Raw genomic sequence first — 17,018 nt, 5'->3', positions numbered from 1 at the left:
TCCTGCGCGATGAACATCGACGGCCAGAACACGCTCGCCTGCACCAAGTCGATGCACGACGTCGGCGCCGGCGGCGCGGTGAAGGTCAACCCGCTGCCGCACCAGCCGGTCGTCAAGGACCTCGTCCCCGACCTCACCAACTTCTACGCCCAGTACGCCTCGATCGAGCCGTGGCTGAAGACCACCACGCCGACGCCGCAGAAGGAATGGAAGCAGAGCCACGAGGAGCGCGAGAAGCTCGACGGCCTCTACGAATGCATCCTGTGCGCCTGCTGCTCGACCTCCTGCCCGAGCTACTGGTGGAACAGCGACCGCTTCCTCGGCCCCGCCGCGCTGTTGCAGGCGACGCGCTGGGTCACCGACAGCCGCGACGAGGCGACCGGCGAGCGGCTCGACAATCTCGAGGACCCGTTCCGCCTCTATCGCTGCCACACCATCATGAACTGCGCCAAGGCGTGCCCGAAGGGCCTCAACCCATCGGAAGCGATCGCCGAGCTCAAGCTCAAGCTGGTCGAGCGCCAGATCTGAAATCTTCCTCAGGCTTGCCGTTCCACGTTGGAGCCGCCGTTCACGATGGCATCGGCACGAAGCGCTCTGTCGCGGGCAAGTTGCCGCTCGGCAAGTCTAGAATGATCTCTTAATAAGTCCTCGGCGCGTGCGCCATGACCATGCCCAATCGCTTCGATGATGGAGCGATGCTGTTCTTGTTCGAGAACTAAAATTCTCTGAAACAGGCCGAGATTCGCCTGCACAGCTGGCAGTATGTCCGGCAACTTGAATGGCGTGACGAGATCCCTCTTTCGAGGCCCAGCCAGAGAAGCCGCGTAAGGATACAGTCTTAGCACCGCTTCATGGAAGCGGACGTTTAAATGTGCGAATGCTTCGAACACGGATACGGACATCGGATATCCGAACAGTTGATCGATGGCCGCCAGGCACGATCTAATAGAGCGAAGCTGATCCTCGTGTACTCCATGCTCTGCGGCCAAGCGAGCAGAGACCCCTTGCAGCGCGGCCTCAATTTCTAACGCTTTCAAGAACTCGTGCGATAGCGCGGCGTGGACGCCTCCAGCAACCTCCGTGATCTCGATCGCGCTCGTCATCTTCCTTCCCACGTGCGATTATCGCACCAAATTCCTATAATCGCACAATACCGCAGTTTGACCCTCACATCAAGGGCGAATATCATCAAGATGCGCGCTAATCGCACAGAGCTGAGGTTTTTGAGTGATGAAAATCGACATACCCAACCGTGACCTTGTTGCGGGCCTCGAAAAAGGGCTGGCAGTTATTGAGGCGTTTGACGCCGCGCACCCGAAGCTCACTGTTGTAGACGTCGCAAACGCGACCGGTTTAACGCGTGCGGCCGCACGGCGGTACCTGCTCACTTTGGTGAAGAACGGCTACGCGGCGTTTGACGGCAGATTCTTTACTCTGTTGCCGCGCGTCCTCAGGTTGGGATACGCCTACTTGTCATCTGCGGCTCTTGCGTTTCGGGTTCAGCCTGTGTTGGAGCAGATCTCAGCCATAACGCATGAATCAAGCTCCGCAGCTGTTTTAGATGGCACGGAGGTTATCTATATCGCTCGTTCATCAACTGGCCGCATTATGGCCGTCGACTTGAGCGTGGGTAGCCGGTTGCCTGCGTACTGCACTGCGCTCGGACGAAGCCTGCTCGCTTACGTGCAACCGTCCCAATTGGACGACTATTTTCGAACCGTGAAGATGGCTCCGCTGACCCCAAAAACTAAGTATGACGAGCGTGGCGTGAGAGCTGCCCTTAACGACGTGCGAAAACTCGGCTTTGCGCTCGCGGATGAAGAGCTGGAGCTTGGTTTGCGTTCGATTGCCGTCCCCGTCTTCAGGGGGCCTGGTCAAGCTGAAGTCGCGGTCAATATCAGCGTCGCTGCCGCGCGCATGGAGTGTGACGAAGTAATCGAACGCTTCTTGCCAGTACTGATGTCGGCGCGAGACGAGTTGCGTGCAGCCGTATGACTAGCAATTGAGAAGCTTTGGATCAGGAGGCCCCCTGATTATCGTCAGTCGAGGATGTGCCCCTATGGCCTCCGACCACGATGAGGGCTGAGCCCGGCACGAGTGCGAGGGCTTCGGGCGTGGACAAGATACGAGCTAGATTGCGGGTCGATAGGCGCGAATGCTCTCGCATCAAGCTTTCTGCGCGAGTCCCATCGTGCCTTTCGATTGCTTCGACGATCTCGTGATGCTGGTCTTGGGCGATAATCAGATAAGTCTGTACGTCCGTGATTTTCTCGTGGGCCATTACCAGGGCGCTCGATGCCGCGAAAGGCAGAGCCGAAGCACGCTCCAATTGTCGCGACAAAGATTGGTTGCTTGCGAGCTCTGCGATATGGGCATGAAAGCGTTTGTTCAAGTCAGCATAGGTGGCAAGTTGGTCTTTTGGCGACGCGGAGGCATTGCCGATCGCTACGTCTAGCTGTGACAAGCACTCACGCAAAGGCTGCAATTCCAGTTTCGAGGGGTGACGTTCTGCGGCGAAACGAGCGGCGAGACCTTCGAGCGTGCCCCGAATTTCGATCGCTGCTAGGACTTCCGGTTCGGTGAAAGCCCTCGCGACGAAACCGCCGGATGGCAGTGCATCAAGTAGTCCTTCTTCCTGCAGGCTCACCAAAGCCATGCGAAGCGGTGTCCGCGAAGCTCCGACCCGCTCCACCATCTCTTCCTCGACGAGCCGCTCACCCAGAGGCAGCGCTCCATCCAGAAGCAACCCACGGAGCACCCGTTGGACTTTGGCAGTCTGCTTGCCTCCTCTTTCTCCGGAGCCTTTCGGCGCGGCTTTCAAAGAACTTCTCCAATTGATCGTCATCTTACGAAGGATACCGGCTCTCGCTCTCCTTGGAGAGCAAAGCCGACATTGTAAACAACATTATTGTTCCACTGTTTCTCCGTTTTGCCTCGAACGCCCATTTCGCGATTCTGCCCGTTCAATTTCAATTTGTGGCCGTGCTGCCGATGGAGCCTTGCAGTCGTCGGCAGAAGGCGTCGCGGCGTGAGTTTTGCGTGCGCGAATCCGGCATGGCGTGCGCAGCCGAGAGATCAACAGTACACATGATCGCAACTCGCCTTTGAGTCTTGAGGTCATTATTCGTGAATTGGAGCCACAGATCCCTGGAGCCCCAAACGAGGCGTAGCATAACACCGGCCAGGCCCGAGAACCGACATCCGCCCATGAAGCTTCGTATACGAAAAACGTTCATCGCCTTGCGCTTTGGGGATCTTTCGCCAGTCACAAATATTGTATTCTGCCGTTTACTAGTCGATTGAATGCATGTTATAACAAGCTAATAACGTGATCTGCATGTTGCATGAAGGGGTTCGTTAGTCACGCCATTCGGTCCATCAAGTATCTGCCATTGTATACGAAAGTCCTGCTTGAAGCCCTCTCTGGCGCGAGAGGGCCGGCAAATTGCCAGGGGCGGCTCCCGTTCCTGGAGGGGGAGCTTCGATGATGCGAGATACAGTTCTGTTGTTGCAGTTCAATCTGCGTTCACCATGCGCTTCCGCGTCAGCTTTTCCCGAGGGGGCTTGGGGCGTGCCGCAGCATAGGTCAGCCATACCGTCATCACCTCCCAGACCCAGGACTTCGCGAAAGCAAGAAGGCGCCATGCGAGCTTCTTGTTCCCTGAGAGTTAGCTGCGGCGAGCGCGATGCGTGCCGGCCGTGTCTTCTGTGTCGGACGATGTGAGGAGGAAGCGATGGACGCCTTCGTCCACCAGACAGCTCCTGCGCGTGCAGTGTTCGGCGCCGAGACGCTCATGCTTTTGCCGGCCGAACTCGATCGCTTGTCGATGGCGCGTGCGCTGATACTGACTACGCCACAGCAAGAGAAGCAGGGTCGAGAAATGGGAGCCCTTATCGGCGGTCGCGCCGCAGGCCTGTTCATGGATACGCCGGTCGAGGTGACCCAGCGCGCAATGGACGAGGTGAAGGCCCTCGAGGTTGACGGCATAGTTGCAATTGGCGGCGGCTCGACGATAGGTCTCAGCAAGGCAATTGCGCTGCGCACCGATTTGGCGCAGGTCGTGGTGCCGACGACTTATGCCGACTCCGAGATGACGCCCATCCTCGGCGAAACCCGTGACGGCCTTAAAACCACTCAATCAAGCTCGAAGATTCTGCCCCAAACGGTTGCCTACGACGTCAATCTGACAGTGTCGCCCCCCGTAGGGATGACTGTGACATCCGGCATGGATGCGATTGCGCATGCGGTAGAGACGCTCTACGCGCGCGACGAAAATCCGATCATTTCGCTCATGGCTGAAGAAGGAATTCGCGTGATCGCGCGCGTTTTGCCGGCGATCGTCGTAAACTCCAACGATCGTGTCGATCGGTCCGACGCGCTCTATGGCGCAGCGCTAGGTCTTTATGAGCTTGCACAAGTGCTCGGGGCAAAGCTCGCGCTGAAGGACATCGGCATGCCACGCGATAGCATCGATAAGGTCGCCGATCTTGCTGTTACGAATCCTTATTGGAATCCGCGCCGCTCGAGCGGGAGGCCATCCGAGGTCTGATCGTCCGCGTTTGGTCGGGCGAACCGCCGTTGGTTTCTTGACCAGAATTCCTCCTACCGTTGCTCTTTATCAGCGTGATCCCCATGAAGGTCTCGCCCACGAACATAAAGGCAATATGTTTCTCGTCCCGACACTCGCGGATGTTGGGGCGGCTGCCCTCTCGCGACACAAGGTTGCTCTCGCGAGCTGCGCGAGTTCGTCCTTCACGCGGATCGGCTTGGCTTGTCTGCGAGCGCCTCCGCGTTGCGAAGCTACAGTCGCAACGATCCAATCTTTGGGATGCCATCTCCGGCCGGTTTTCCGGAGCTCCAGACGGATCTTGGCCGATCGCTCCGACGAAGTCGGCGGCGCGCATGCCAATCTCTAGCAAAATGAAGGGCATGCGGGGGTACGGTCCGACGCTTTGATCGTCTGGCACGAAAGCTGCCTTTTAATTCGCAAACAAGCAACAGAAGCACGGCGCGGGAGGCGTTGGAATGCCATCCAGTAATCAACTCTTCACGTAGTACGACAAGCCATGCCTCTGGCGCAGCAATGAAGGGAGCGCTTGACTTCCGTTTAACACGCAATGGAGAGGGCAATGAAGGTCGCGGACGCGCACGATCTGGATCCGCAGGAAACCCAGGAATGGCTCGATGCCCTATCGGCAATCCAGAGCCATCGCGGCAACCAACGGGCCGCGTTCGTCGTCAACACGATGGTCGAGGCGGCGCGAAGCTGCGGCCTTCAATTAAAGCAGTCGCTGACCACGCCGTATTGCAATACGATTCCGGTGCAGCAGCAGCCGGCACTACCAGGCGATCGTACGATCGAACACAAGCTTCGTTCGATCATCCGGTGGAATGCCCTGGCGATCGTTCTGCGCGCCAACAAGAAAAGCTCGGAACTCGGCGGACATATCGCGAGCTTCCAGTCGGCGGCGACGCTTTACGATATCGGCTTCGGTCACTTCTGGCACGCACCGACGGAAACGCATGGCGGCGATCTCATCTTCGTCCAGGGGCACAGTTCGCCAGGCATCTACGCCCGTGCCTTCCTCGAAGGCCGGTTGAGCGAGGAGCAAATCCTCAGCTTCAGGCAAGAGACCGGCGGCAAAGGGCTGTCGAGCTATCCCCACCCGTGGCTCATGCCGGACTTCTGGCAGTTCCCGACGGTGTCGATGGGACTGGGGCCTCTGATGGCGATCTATCAGGCGCGGTTCCTGAGGTACCTCCAAAACCACAAGCTGGCGGAAACGTCGAATCGCAAGGTCTGGGCCTTCATGGGCGACGGCGAAACGGATGAGCTGGAGTCACTCGGTGCGATTTCGCTCGCCGGCCGCGAGAAGCTCGACAATCTGATCTTTGTCATCAATTGCAACCTCCAGCGGCTCGACGGGCCCGTCCGCGGCAACGGCAAGATCGTCCAGGAACTCGAAAGCGTCTTCCGCGGCGCCGGCTGGAACGTCATCAAGGTGCTGTGGGGCTCGGGCTGGGATCGCCTGCTCGAAAAGGACAAGACCGGCTTGCTGCTGAAGCGCATGGAGGAGTGCGTCGACGGCGAGTACCAGGATTTCAAGAGCAAGAGCGGCGCCTATATACGCGAACGCTTCTTCGGCAAGTACGATGAGCTGAAACAACTCGTCGCCGACATGAGCGACGACGAGATCTGGGCACTCGCGCGCGGCGGTCACGATCCGGAAAAAGTCTTCGCGGCCTATGCGGCGGCGGCGAACCACAAGGGCCAGCCTACGGTCATTCTGCCGAAGACCGTCAAGGGCTACGGCATGGGCGAGTCCGGTGAAGGCCAGATGATCGCGCATCAGGCCAAGAAGATGACCCAGGAGGCGCTGCGCGGCTTCCGCGACCGCTTCCAGGTCCCGGTCGCCGACGACGATCTGGCGAAGGTTCCCTTCGTCCGTCTGCCGGAAGACAGCCCGGAGATGAAGTACTTCCGGGCGCAGCGCGAAAAGCTCGGCGGCAGCCTGCCACAGCGCAGGCGCAAGTCTGCGTCCCTGCAAATTCCGCCGCTCTCGACCTTCCAGCGGCTGCTCGACAGCACCGGCGACCGCGAAATTTCGACCACCATGGCGTTCGTGCAAATGCTCGGCGCGCTGGTCCGCGACAAGGCGATCGGCAAGCACATCGTGCCGATCGTGCCGGACGAATCCCGTACCTTCGGCATGGAAGGCATGTTCCGCCAGCTCGGCATCTATTCGTCGGTGGGGCAGCTCTACCGGCCGCAGGACGCCGACCAATTGATGTACTACCGCGAGGACAAGAGCGGGCAGGTCTTGCAGGAGGGCATCAACGAAGGCGGCGCCATGTCGAGCTGGATCGTCGCGGCGACGTCTTACAGCACGAACAACGTGCCGATGATCCCGTTCTACATCTACTATTCGATGTTCGGGCTGCAGCGCGTCGGTGACCTCGCCTGGCTCGCAGGCGACATGCGGGCGCGTGGCTTCCTGCTCGGCGGCACCGCCGGCCGCACCACCCTCAACGGCGAAGGTTTGCAACATGAGGACGGCCACAGCCACGTCCTCGCCAGCACCATTCCGAACTGCGTGTCCTACGATCCAACCTTCGCCTATGAGGTCGTGACGATTGTGCGCGAAGGTATGCGCCGCATGTATGAGGCGCAGGAGGACGTCTACTACTACATCACCCTGATGAACGAGAACTATCCGCATCCCGCCCTCGTCGACGCCGGCAAGGGCGCCGAGGAGGGGATTCTCAAGGGACTCTATCTCCTGAAGAACGGCGGCGAGACGGCGAAGAAGGGGCTTCGCGTTCAGCTTGTCGGGTCCGGTACTATCCTGCGCGAGGTGATCGCGGCGGCGGATCTGCTCAAGGTCGACTTCGGCGTAACCGCCGACGTCTGGAGCGCGACCAGCTTCAACGAATTGCGTCGCGACGGCATGGCGGCAGAGCGATGGAATTTGCTGCATCCGACCGAGCCGCGGCGCAAGAGCTGGGTGGAAGCGCAGCTCGAAGGGCATCCGGGGCCGGTCGTGGCGTCCACCGACTACATGCGCAACTATCCCGATCAGATCCGGGAATACGTCCAGGCCGCCGGACGCCGCTACGTCGTGCTCGGCACGGACGGTTTTGGCCGTAGCGACTATCGCGTGAAGCTCCGGAAGTTCTTCGAGGTCGATCGTCACTACGTGGCTATCGCCGCGCTCAAGGCCCTGACCGACGAGGGGGCGATCAAACCGGCGATCGTGGCCGAGGCTATCGCCAAATATCAAATCGACGCCGGGCGCGCCGCGCCCTGGACCGTGTGAGACAGCGGACCCGAGGGCAGAGCGATGAGTGGTCTGATTGACATCAAGGTTCCCGACATCGGCGACTTCAAGGAAGTTCCGGTCATCGAAGTGTTCGTCAAGCCGGGCGACAAGGTGAAGGCCGAGGATCCGCTGGTTGCGCTGGAGTCCGACAAGGCGACCATGGAGGTGCCGTCTCCGCGGGACGGCGTGGTGAAATCGGTGGTCGTGACGGTCGGCGACAAGGTGAGCGAAGGCGCCGTGATCGTGCAGTTCGAGGGCGCAGCCGGAGAGCAGGCCGACGCGCGTCCGGTCGTCAGCGCGCCGCCGTCGCCGGTCAGCGCACCGGCTGGCGTCGCCGAGGTGCGCGTGCCCGACATCGGCGATTTCAAGGACATTCCGGTCATCGCGATCTTCGTCACGCCCGGCGACACCGTGAAGGCCGAGGACCCGCTGATTGCGCTCGAATCGGACAAGGCGACGATGGAAGTGCCGGCGCCGCTATCGGGCACGGTCCGCGAGGTCAAGGTGAAGACCGGCGACAAAGTCAGCGAGGGCGCGATCATTCTATCGCTCGCAACCGGAGAAGCATCCTTGCAGGCCGACGTTCCTCCCTCGTCGTCGCCTGCGTTCTCACCGACCACCGCCGCCGGAGCGGCGGTGGTCGGTGCCTTTGACGAAAAGAGTTTTGCGCTCGCCTACGCAAGCCCAGCCGTGCGCAAGCTTGCGCGTGAAAAAGGCGTCGACCTTGGAAAGGTCAAAGGGACGGGCAATCATGGCCGCATCCTGCGTGAGGACGTCGAGGGCTTCGCCAAAGGCGGGCCCGCGCCTGCCAAGTCGCAGGTAGCGGCCGGAAGCCGGGGCGGCGTCGGCGGCATCGACCTGTTGCCCTGGCCCAATGTCGATTTCGCGAAGTTCGGGCCCGTCGAGCGCAAGGAACTCGGCCGTATCAAGAAGATTTCCGCGGCCAATCTTCACCGCAACTGGGTCGTCATTCCGCACGTCACCACCCACGACGAGGCCGACATCACCGACCTCGAGCAGTTCAGGGTGAAGATGAACAAGGAACTGGAGAAGAGCAGCGTCAAGCTCTCGCTCCTGCCGTTCATGGTGAAGGCGGCCGTCGCCACGCTGCAGAAATTCCCGGAATTCAATGCCAGCCTCGACGGCGACACGTTGGTCCACAAGAATTACTGGCACATCGGCTTTGCCGCAGATACCCCGAACGGCCTGATGGTGCCGGTGATCCGCGATGCGGACAAGAAATCGGTGCCGGAAATCGCCATGGAAATGAACGCGCTCGCCAAGCTCGCGCGCGAGGGCAAGATCAAACCCGACCAGATGCAGGGCGGGACATTCTCGATCTCCTCGCTCGGCGGCATCGGCGGCATCTATTTCACGCCGATCATCAACGCGCCGGAAGTCGCGATCATGGGTGTGTGCAAGGGGTACTGGAAGCAGCATTCGGCTGACGGCAAGACTTGGACGTCGCGTCTGACCTTGCCGCTGTCCTTGTCCTGGGACCACCGGGTCATCGATGGCGCCACTGCTGCGCGTTTCAACGTCTACTTCGCCAACGTACTCGCCGATCTGCGGCGCGTGCTGTTCTGAGATAGGGGAGCGGCATGGCTCAGCAGATCGATGTGAGGGTCCCAGACATCGGCGACTTCAAGGACATTGCGGTGATCGAGGTGATGGTGAAGCCTGGCGAGACCGTTGCGGTCGATACCAGCCTCATCATGGTCGAGTCCGACAAGGCGTCGATGGAGATCCCGTCCTCCCACGCGGGCGTCGTCAAGGAGGTCAGGGTCAAAGTCGACGACAGGGTGAGCGAAGGATCGATCATCCTCGTTCTGGAGACCACTGGCGCTGCCGCTGCGCCCACGCCCGCGTCGGCATCGCAGCTGGCCGCGGCCGCTTCGCCGCCGGTTGCGCCCTCCGCAGCGTCCCACTCGGGCAAGGCCGGTATCGAATGTGACATGCTGGTGCTCGGTGCCGGCCCTGGAGGTTACTCGGCCGCCTTCCGCGCCGCTGATCTCGGCATGAAGACCGTACTGGTCGAGCGTTACGACACGCTCGGAGGCGTGTGCCTCAATGTCGGCTGTATCCCGAGCAAGGCGTTGCTACATACCGCATCGGTGATCGACGAGGTCAGGCATCTCCCCGACCACGGAATCTCCTTCGGCGCGCCACAGGTCGACCTTGGCAAGCTGCGCGCGTTCAAGGACGGTGTGATCAAGAAGCTGACGGGCGGTCTTGCCGGCATGGCGAAGGCCCGCAAGGTCGAGGTCCTGACCGGCGTCGGCGCCTTCCTGGATCCGCATCATCTCGAAGTCGTCTCGGCGGGCGGCAAGAGAACCGTCAAGTTCGGTAAGGCGATCATCGCCGCTGGCAGCCAGGCCGTGAAGCTGCCATTTCTGCCCGACGACCCGCGCATCTTCGATTCGACCCGCGCGCTGCAGCTGAAATCGATCCCCAAGCGCATGCTCGTGATCGGTGGCGGCATCATCGGGCTCGAAATGGCCACGGTGTATTCGACGCTCGGCACGCGCATCGATGTCGTCGAAATGCTCGACGGTCTGATGCAGGGAGCCGACCGCGACCTCGTCAAGGTCTGGGAGAAGATGAACGCGGGCCGTTTCGACAAGGTCATGCTGAAGACCAAGACGGTTGACGCGAAAGCGACCGAGGCCGGGATCGAAGTGAGCTTCGAGGGCGAGCAGGCACCTGCTGGGCCGCAGGTCTACGACTTCGTTCTCGTGTCGGTCGGCCGAAGCCCGAATGGCAAGAAGATCGCCGCCGAGAACGCCGGTATCGCAGTGACCGATCGAGGCTTCATCGATGTCGACAAGCAGATGCGCACCAACGTGGCGCACATCTTTGCGATCGGGGACATCGTCGGGCAGCCCATGCTGGCGCACAAGGCGGTGCATGAAGGCCATGTAGCCGCCGAGGTCGCCCACGGCGAAAAGTCGTATTTCGACGCGCGGCAGATTCCCTCCGTCGCCTATACCGATCCCGAAGTCGCTTGGGCCGGCAAGACGGAGGAGCAGTGCAAGGCCGAGGGCGTCAAGTTCGGCAAGGCCGTATTTCCCTGGGCGGCCTCCGGCCGTGCCATCGCCAACGGCCGCGACGAGGGCTTCACCAAGTTGCTGTTCGATACAACGACCCATTACATCATCGGCGGCGGGATCGTCGGCACGCATGCAGGCGACCTCATCAGTGAGATCTGCCTTGCAATCGAGATGGGGTGCGAGCCAGCTGACATCGGCAAGACCATTCATCCGCATCCGACATTGGGAGAGTCCATCGGCATGGCGGCGGAAGTCTTCGAGGGCCATTGCACCGATCTGCCGCCGCAGAAGAAAAAATAATGTCGCCAACCGCCACGCAGGCACAGTGGGATCAGGGGTAACACAATGTCTGAAACGGCGGCCGCGAAGAAGCACAACGCGAAAAGGGCCTTGCTGCGGTGTGTATTGGCGACGGCATGGGCGATCTCCTTGATCGCCGAGTGCTAGGCCAACGAACGACTAGTGGCGAGCGGGTCGAGAGATGCGGACGGCGGGAGGCCGTCAGCGAAAGACGACGGCTGCTTGAGGGCCGGCGAAAAAAAGATGAACTGCTAGGAGGAAACGATGTCCAAAGTTGCGGTGGTGACTGGCGGAACGCGAGGCATAGGAGAAGCGATTTCGATCGCCCGCAAAGCGGCCGGCTATAAGGTTGCTGCGAGCTATGCCGGTAACGATGAAGCGGCTGCCAAGTTCAAAAGCGAGACCGGTATCAACGTCTACAAGTGGGACGTTTCGAACTACGACGCATGTGCAGAAGGTCTGAAGCAGGTCGAAGCCGACCTTGGTCCGGTAGAGGTGCTCGTCAACAACGCGGGCATCACCAAGGACGGATGTTCCACAAGATGACGCCGGAGCAATGGTACGCGGTCAGGAGGTCCGCCGACTCGTATCCATCCTGGCCTCGACGAATGTCGACGTCACGACCTATGGCGAGACCGGAACCGGAAAGGATGTTGTCGCGGACTGTCTCCACAAGAACAGCGAAAGGCGCAGCGGCAATTATGTTCCAGTGAACTGCGGCGGCCTGCCCGAATCGCTGGTCGAGAGCGAGTTGTTCGGCCACGAGGTTGGAGCATTCACCGGTGCCACCCGCCAGCGCATCGGAAAGATCGAATATGCCAATGGCGGAACGCTGTCCCTCGATGAAATCGAGAGCATGCCACTGAGCGTGCAGGTGAAGCTGCTGAGGTCGCTTCAGGATCGATCCATTGAGCGCGTCGGCACCAATACGCCAATTCCGGTGAATTGCCGCGTCGTGGCGGCGAGCAAGGTGAACTTATTCGAGTTGAGCGAAAGGCGCCTGTTTCGGGCTGATCGTTATTATCGCCTGGGATTCGCTTTCATCGAGCTGCGCCCCTTCGAGAGCGGCGAGAAGACATTCCTTTGCTGTTCGATCATTTTACCCTGGATGCCGCCTGGCGGTATGAGCGTGAGGCGCCGATTTTGGACGAGCAGATCTTATCGTGCCTGCTCGCGTATTCCTGGCCAGGAAACGTACGCGAGCTTCGCAACGTCGCCGATCGATTTGTACTTGGTGTGCTGGATAGCAAGACGATCAACAAGCCAGGGTACGCTACTCCCAAATCGTCATTGCCTCGGCAGTTGGAAAGCATTGAGCGATCGATCATCGAGGATGCGTTGCGGCGCAAGCAGGGTGATGTCCAGGCGACCGCGATGCTCTTGGGCGTTCCAAAGCAGACGTTGTACGAAAAGATCAAGCGTCTTTCTGTAGACATAGAATGATTCAGGGGAGGTTCGAACGTGCGTTCCGGATCTTGACGATGATGGCTAGTCGCTACCGCCAGATTCGAGCGATAGCCGAGGCTCGGCAGGTGCGGGAGGACGCGCGAACAAAGGGCGTCGGAAAGAAGCGCCTACCACAGCACAGAACACATGACACATTCCATTTTGTTGCGACCTGGAGGAACCGATGAAACGACCATTTAACATGCCGGACGAGTTTATCGACGGATTCATGAAGGCAGGAGTGAGCCTGTGGCGGTCGCTGGGGCGGATGACGATAGCCGATGATGGCGGTACAAAGTGGGGCTCGGCTCTCAACTCGTCAGAGCGCATTGCTCAATTGCAAGCGGAACACCTGATGCGCCTATACGACCATGCAACTAAGTTTGTTACAGGTGTTCAAGCCGAATCAACGCCTGAACCGACGCACGAGGATCGCAGATTCAGCGGTTCCGAATGGCGAGACAATTCTCTCTACCATTTGCTGAAGCAATGCTACCTGCTGAATTCCCGATATTGTGTCGACTTCGTTGAAGCGCTCGATCTGAACAAAAAGGAAAAACATCGACTCCGCTTCTTCACACGCCAGTTAGTCGAGGCGATGAGTCCAACCAATTTTGTCGCTACCAATCCCGACGCAATCAAGCTGGCATCGGAAAGCGAAGGTCGAAGCCTGATGGACGGTCTGGACAACCTCATGGCGGACCTAAGCAAAGGCGGCATCACGATCACGGACGAAAAGGCATTCGAAGTCGGAAGAGACGTCGCGACATCCAAAGGCGCAGTCGTATTCGAGAACGAACTGTTTCAACTCATTCAGTACGAGCCAGCGACTGAGCAGGTGGCCGCGAGGCCTCTGCTGATCGTGCCGCCTTGCATCAACAAATTCTACATTCTCGACCTGCAACCCGCTAACTCCTTCGTGCGTTTTGCGGTCGAGCGCGGGCTGACGGTCTTTATGGTGTCGTGGCGCAACCCTGACATTTCGAGCGGGCACTTGGGATGGGATGACTACGTTGAGCAAGGCGTAATGCGTGCCATCGAGGTCTCTCGATCGATTTCTGATGCCGACAAAATCAACGTGTTGGGCTGGTGCGTCGGCGGAACTATACTCTCCTGCGCGCTTGCCGTGCTGAGGACCCGGGACGACGCGTCGGTCGCAACCATGACGTTGCTGACAACAATGCTGGATTACCGGGAGCCGGGGGATCTCGGCGTATTCGTAGACGAAGAGAGCGTGCAACTGCGCGAACAGACGATCGGCAGGGGAGGCATCTACCGCGGAGCGGAGCTAGGATTCGTCTTCCAAACTCTACGCTCAAAAGAACTTATCTGGCCGAACGTGATTAACAATTACCTGAAAGGTAAATCGCCGGAGCGTTTCGACCTGCTGTTCTGGAACGCTGACGTCACCAATCTGCCGGGGCCCATGTATTGTTGGTATGTCAGGAATATGTACCTCGAGAACAATCTTCGAAAGCCGAATCGGTTGACAGTGTGCGGAACGCCGGTCGATTTGGGACGGGTTGATGTGCCTGCCTACGTCCTCGCAACCGCTGAAGATCATATCGTGCCGTGGACGTCCGCCTATCGAACGACAGAGTTGCTGGGTGGTGACGTTCGATTCGTCTTAGGCGCGAGCGGCCATATTGCCGGCGTGATCAATCCCGCATCGAAGAACAAGCGAAGCTTTTGGGTGTCGACCAAGGAATTCGAAGACCCGAAGGCATGGCTGGCGGGTGCCGAGGAAAAGCCTGGCAGTTGGTGGAACGATTGGATCGATTGGCTCACGCCATCGGTTGAAGACCGGTGGCCGGCTCGCACGGAGCTCGGCAGCAACGCCTACCCGCCAGGCGAACCCGCCCCCGGCCGATATGTGAAGCAAAAGGCGGTCTGATCTTCTTGGCGGCACAACAACGATCGGCAGGCCTCCACAAGTCAGTCACTTGGGCTCAAAAAAAGACGCCCCTGACGCTCTGTCGAGACTTCCGGGAGGCCCCGCTCTCGAAGGCGCTCTTCCGGAAGAGGTGGCTTTCATCCGAAGGCCAATGCCGCGTCGACGAACGCCAAACGGCTTTGGGTGTCCAGTGTCCCGCGCTGTTCCGCCGCCCCGGCGTTCGCTCGCGCGCGCTGCTACCGGCTACTATGGTATTGGTTCGCGATCGTTCCGTGGTGCGGTGCCTACAACCGGATTCCGCGACCGCCTGTGCTGTTAATGTCTCGAAGACTCGGTCGAGCTCGCCAAGAAGCATTGAGGCCGCCTCCCGAGCACCATGTGATGCGGTTGGCAGCTGCATCTGCGTCCGGACCACAATAAGAGCGGTGTTTACTCGTTACCGCTGCGAGCAGGATAGTTCGGCCTCTAGCTTAATCAGAAACGCCAAGACTGTTCTCAACTGCTTCGAGGCCTTCAGGAAATGGCGTGCGATAGCCAGGCCGATGCCGCGACTACCGCCGGTGACGACTGCGACCATCTCGGAAAGGTCGTAGAGGTTTGTCATTGACCGTACTCGCCATAGATGTGGACTAGGTGTTTAGTCCCAGGCTTTGATGGTGCATTCTTATCGCACGATTCGAAGGATGCGCTATGGGACAAGTTTTACACGGTTGCGCCACCACGACGGAGGCAATCCGTCGAGCAATACAAAATAGTCAAGAGAGCCTGAGAGCGCTCGCCAGGCGCTATGGGATCAACCAGAGACGGCGCGACGGCAAGATACGTGACGCATATGTTCGATATGCGCTGCCAAGAGAATGGCATCGAACATCGGCTGACCAAGATCAAGCATCCCTGGACCAATGGCCAGGTCGAGCGCATGAACCGCACGATCAAGGAAGCGACCGTCCAACGCTACCATTACGATCGACACGATCAGCTCGAAGTACACCTTGCCGACTTCATCAGCGCCTACAACTACGCTCGGCGGCTGAAGACCCTGAAGGGCCTCACGCCCTACGAATACATCTGCAAATGCTGGACTTCCCAGCCAGAACGATTCAAACTCAATCCGCTCCAGAAAATGCCGGGACTAAACACCTAGGGTGCCGCCCGGACAGTATGTCGGGAATATAGGCTGAGACTCATTCTACTCAAACTCTGCTCTTCAGGTTTTGGCCGATTCCGTTGAAAAAAACCGGCAGTATTTGGTTGTAATGACTCCGCGGCGACATGGCCGGACCGCCCTACCGGTCCCTATGCGAGCCTCGGGGTTGGCATCGGGATCAGCTTGGCCATCTTTCGAAGGTTCTGGGCGGTGGCTGCGAGGATGAACTCGTCGCGCGCGCCGTTTGGGCCTCGTAAACGTAAACGGTCTAGCTTGAGAATGCGCTCGAGGTGCGCGAACAGCATCTCGATCTTCTTGCGGAGCCGGCGCGAGGTGCGTCCTTCCCACGACCTTGCGATCTGGCGGGCCATGTCGCGAGCGCCCTCATAGATTGAGCGCGGCACCCTCCGTGAAGGTTGCTTGGGGCAACATCGGGACTTCAATGCGCATCGATCGCAATCGCGCTTGCTGGCGACGTAAAGCATCGTGGCGCCATCGTTCAGGAGCTGAAAGCGCTTGGCGATGTCACGCAGGCGGTGAACTCGACGCTCGATCTCGAAACCGTGCTTGCGACCATCACCTCCGTTGAGATTGCTCGGGAACGGCTGGTCTCCGTAGGCGGGCAGTCGGCAGACAGACCGGCGACTAGCTGACGGTGCTTCGGAGAGCGGAGCATCTCGTTTGTGACGGAAAAACAGCAGCCCAGCGCCGCTACCCGGCGGGGCCGCGGTGGCCGCGCCGATGAACCGATGGAGCACGACACATCCCCGCTTCGCCGGCAACGCATCAGTGGCGAGTTGCCAAGACGTCGGGGTTGATTGGATCGATGCCTGCCGGCCTCTCGGCGGTGCCGACCCATCGACCATCGAAGCAGCGTCGCCGTTCGGCGAACACCTTAACTCCGTGGGGAACGCAATTGGGCGGGTTCACAGCCGACGAAGCGGACCTGCAAGAGGTCATTCAGAACGGCTCTCTTCTTCTTTGAGTCGTATCCCTCCGGCGGCGGCCGTCTTGTGAAGTTCGGGCGTCTTTCTGAGGATGTGACCTTAAGTCTAGCCTTAAGGTCATGCCGCTAATGCAGGTGAAGGTATTGGGCGCCGAGCGCCGGCGCCGATGGAGTTACGACGAGAAGGTCCGACTTGTTGAGGAGACCTTGCAAGCTGGTGAGACGGTCTGCGGGATCGCGCGCCGGCATGGGGTAGCTCCGAGCCTGCTGTTCACTTGGCGTCGGCAGGCGCGCCAGGGCCGCCTGGGCGGTGACGCCGTGCCAGTTCTCGTTCCTGTCGAAATCACTCCGGCGCCGGCTCCGATATCGATCAGCGCGCCGCAACCGGCGTCTTCGCCGCCTGCGCAGCGTGCA

Annotated in this window: 11 protein-coding genes and 5 pseudogenes; 12 read left to right on the top strand and 4 right to left on the bottom strand. The window is 59.8% G+C overall.

The window, feature by feature from the left end; translation table 11 throughout:
* Nucleotides 1-528, top strand: a 528-nt coding sequence (locus ACFFWD_RS34270; protein WP_376973034.1) for a succinate dehydrogenase iron-sulfur subunit, incomplete at its 5' end; no start/stop codon positions are given.
* An 8-nt stretch (nt 529-536) separates the two neighbouring features.
* Here ACFFWD_RS34270 and ACFFWD_RS34265 read toward each other — a convergent pair.
* A complete protein-coding gene (locus tag ACFFWD_RS34265; RefSeq protein WP_376973032.1) occupies nt 537-1,103 on the bottom strand; it encodes a GntR family transcriptional regulator in 567 nt (188 codons plus the stop codon).
* A 127-nt stretch (nt 1,104-1,230) separates the two neighbouring features.
* Here ACFFWD_RS34265 and ACFFWD_RS34260 point away from each other — a divergent pair, with 127 nt between their 5' ends.
* On the top strand, nt 1,231-1,995 hold the full coding sequence (locus tag ACFFWD_RS34260; protein ID WP_376973094.1) for an IclR family transcriptional regulator domain-containing protein: 765 nt from the start codon (nt 1,231-1,233) through the stop codon (nt 1,993-1,995).
* A 22-nt stretch (nt 1,996-2,017) separates the two neighbouring features.
* Here the strand turns inward: ACFFWD_RS34260 and ACFFWD_RS34255 are convergent, their stop codons facing one another.
* A complete protein-coding gene (locus tag ACFFWD_RS34255; protein WP_376973030.1) occupies nt 2,018-2,821 on the bottom strand; it encodes a GntR family transcriptional regulator in 804 nt (267 codons plus the stop codon).
* 913 nt (nt 2,822-3,734) lie between these two features.
* Between ACFFWD_RS34255 and ACFFWD_RS34250 the strand changes: the two are divergent.
* The 8 genes and pseudogenes from ACFFWD_RS34250 to phaC all read left to right on the top strand — a co-directional run bounded on the left by ACFFWD_RS34250 (nt 3,735) and on the right by phaC (nt 14,511).
* Nucleotides 3,735-4,591 (top strand): annotated as a pseudogene (locus ACFFWD_RS34250) (iron-containing alcohol dehydrogenase).
* A 527-nt stretch (nt 4,592-5,118) separates the two neighbouring features.
* Complete coding sequence (gene aceE / locus ACFFWD_RS34245) at nt 5,119-7,818, top strand: pyruvate dehydrogenase (acetyl-transferring), homodimeric type (protein ID WP_376973028.1); 2,700 nt, start codon at nt 5,119-5,121, stop codon at nt 7,816-7,818.
* A gap of 24 nt (nt 7,819-7,842) precedes the next feature.
* A complete protein-coding gene (locus ACFFWD_RS34240; protein WP_376973026.1) occupies nt 7,843-9,408 on the top strand; it encodes a dihydrolipoyllysine-residue acetyltransferase in 1,566 nt (521 codons plus the stop codon).
* 14 nt (nt 9,409-9,422) lie between these two features.
* Nucleotides 9,423-11,171, top strand: coding sequence for a dihydrolipoyl dehydrogenase (gene lpdA / locus ACFFWD_RS34235; RefSeq protein WP_376973024.1), 1,749 nt, complete (start codon nt 9,423-9,425; stop codon nt 11,169-11,171).
* Nucleotides 11,172-11,435: 264 nt separating this feature from the next.
* Nucleotides 11,436-11,740, top strand: a pseudogene (locus ACFFWD_RS34230) (SDR family NAD(P)-dependent oxidoreductase); the annotation flags it as partial.
* Nucleotides 11,728-12,150, top strand: a pseudogene (locus ACFFWD_RS34225) (sigma-54 factor interaction domain-containing protein); the annotation flags it as partial. The pseudogenes ACFFWD_RS34230 and ACFFWD_RS34225, both read left to right, overlap by 13 nt.
* Nucleotides 12,151-12,254: 104 nt before the next feature.
* Nucleotides 12,255-12,614, top strand: a complete 360-nt coding sequence (locus ACFFWD_RS34220; RefSeq protein ID WP_376973022.1) for an AAA-type ATPase lid domain-containing protein — start codon at nt 12,255-12,257, stop codon at nt 12,612-12,614.
* A gap of 187 nt (nt 12,615-12,801) precedes the next feature.
* A complete protein-coding gene (phaC, locus tag ACFFWD_RS34215) occupies nt 12,802-14,511 on the top strand; it encodes a class I poly(R)-hydroxyalkanoic acid synthase (RefSeq protein WP_376973020.1) in 1,710 nt (569 codons plus the stop codon).
* A 436-nt stretch (nt 14,512-14,947) separates the two neighbouring features.
* Here the strand turns inward: phaC and ACFFWD_RS34210 are convergent, their stop codons facing one another.
* A complete protein-coding gene (locus ACFFWD_RS34210; RefSeq protein WP_376973018.1) occupies nt 14,948-15,115 on the bottom strand; it encodes a hypothetical protein in 168 nt (55 codons plus the stop codon).
* Between the two features lie 225 nt (nt 15,116-15,340).
* Here ACFFWD_RS34210 and ACFFWD_RS34205 point away from each other — a divergent pair.
* Nucleotides 15,341-15,655, top strand: a pseudogene (locus ACFFWD_RS34205) (integrase core domain-containing protein); the annotation flags it as partial.
* 152 nt (nt 15,656-15,807) lie between these two features.
* Here ACFFWD_RS34205 and ACFFWD_RS34200 read toward each other — a convergent pair.
* Nucleotides 15,808-16,143: pseudogene (locus ACFFWD_RS34200) on the bottom strand (transposase); the annotation flags it as partial.
* A gap of 581 nt (nt 16,144-16,724) precedes the next feature.
* On the opposite strand from ACFFWD_RS34200, the gene tnpA reads away from it, so the two are divergent.
* Nucleotides 16,725-17,018: IS66-like element accessory protein TnpA (gene tnpA / locus ACFFWD_RS34195; protein ID WP_376973092.1), on the top strand; the 294-nt coding region annotated here is incomplete at its 3' end.

It is taken from the genome of Bradyrhizobium erythrophlei, from assembly GCF_042430365.1.
In the GTDB taxonomy this organism is placed as follows: domain Bacteria; phylum Pseudomonadota; class Alphaproteobacteria; order Rhizobiales; family Xanthobacteraceae; genus Bradyrhizobium; species Bradyrhizobium erythrophlei.
Note: the sequence above shows the minus strand (reverse complement) of the source record. Positions and strands in the feature narration are given on the sequence as shown.

Excerpts from the sequence above, each read along its gene's own strand:
- ACFFWD_RS34260 (WP_376973094.1), top strand. The coding sequence starts at position 1,231 with ATGAAAATCGACATACCCAACCGTGACCTTGTTGCGGGCCTCGAAAAA.
- aceE (WP_376973028.1), top strand. The coding sequence starts at position 5,119 with ATGGAGAGGGCAATGAAGGTCGCGGACGCGCACGATCTGGATCCGCAG.
- ACFFWD_RS34265 (WP_376973032.1), bottom strand. The coding sequence starts at position 1,103 with ATGACGAGCGCGATCGAGATCACGGAGGTTGCTGGAGGCGTCCACGCC.
- ACFFWD_RS34240 (WP_376973026.1), top strand. The coding sequence starts at position 7,843 with ATGAGTGGTCTGATTGACATCAAGGTTCCCGACATCGGCGACTTCAAG.
- phaC (WP_376973020.1), top strand. The coding sequence starts at position 12,802 with ATGAAACGACCATTTAACATGCCGGACGAGTTTATCGACGGATTCATG.
- ACFFWD_RS34210 (WP_376973018.1), bottom strand. The coding sequence starts at position 15,115 with ATGACAAACCTCTACGACCTTTCCGAGATGGTCGCAGTCGTCACCGGC.
- lpdA (WP_376973024.1), top strand. The coding sequence starts at position 9,423 with ATGGCTCAGCAGATCGATGTGAGGGTCCCAGACATCGGCGACTTCAAG.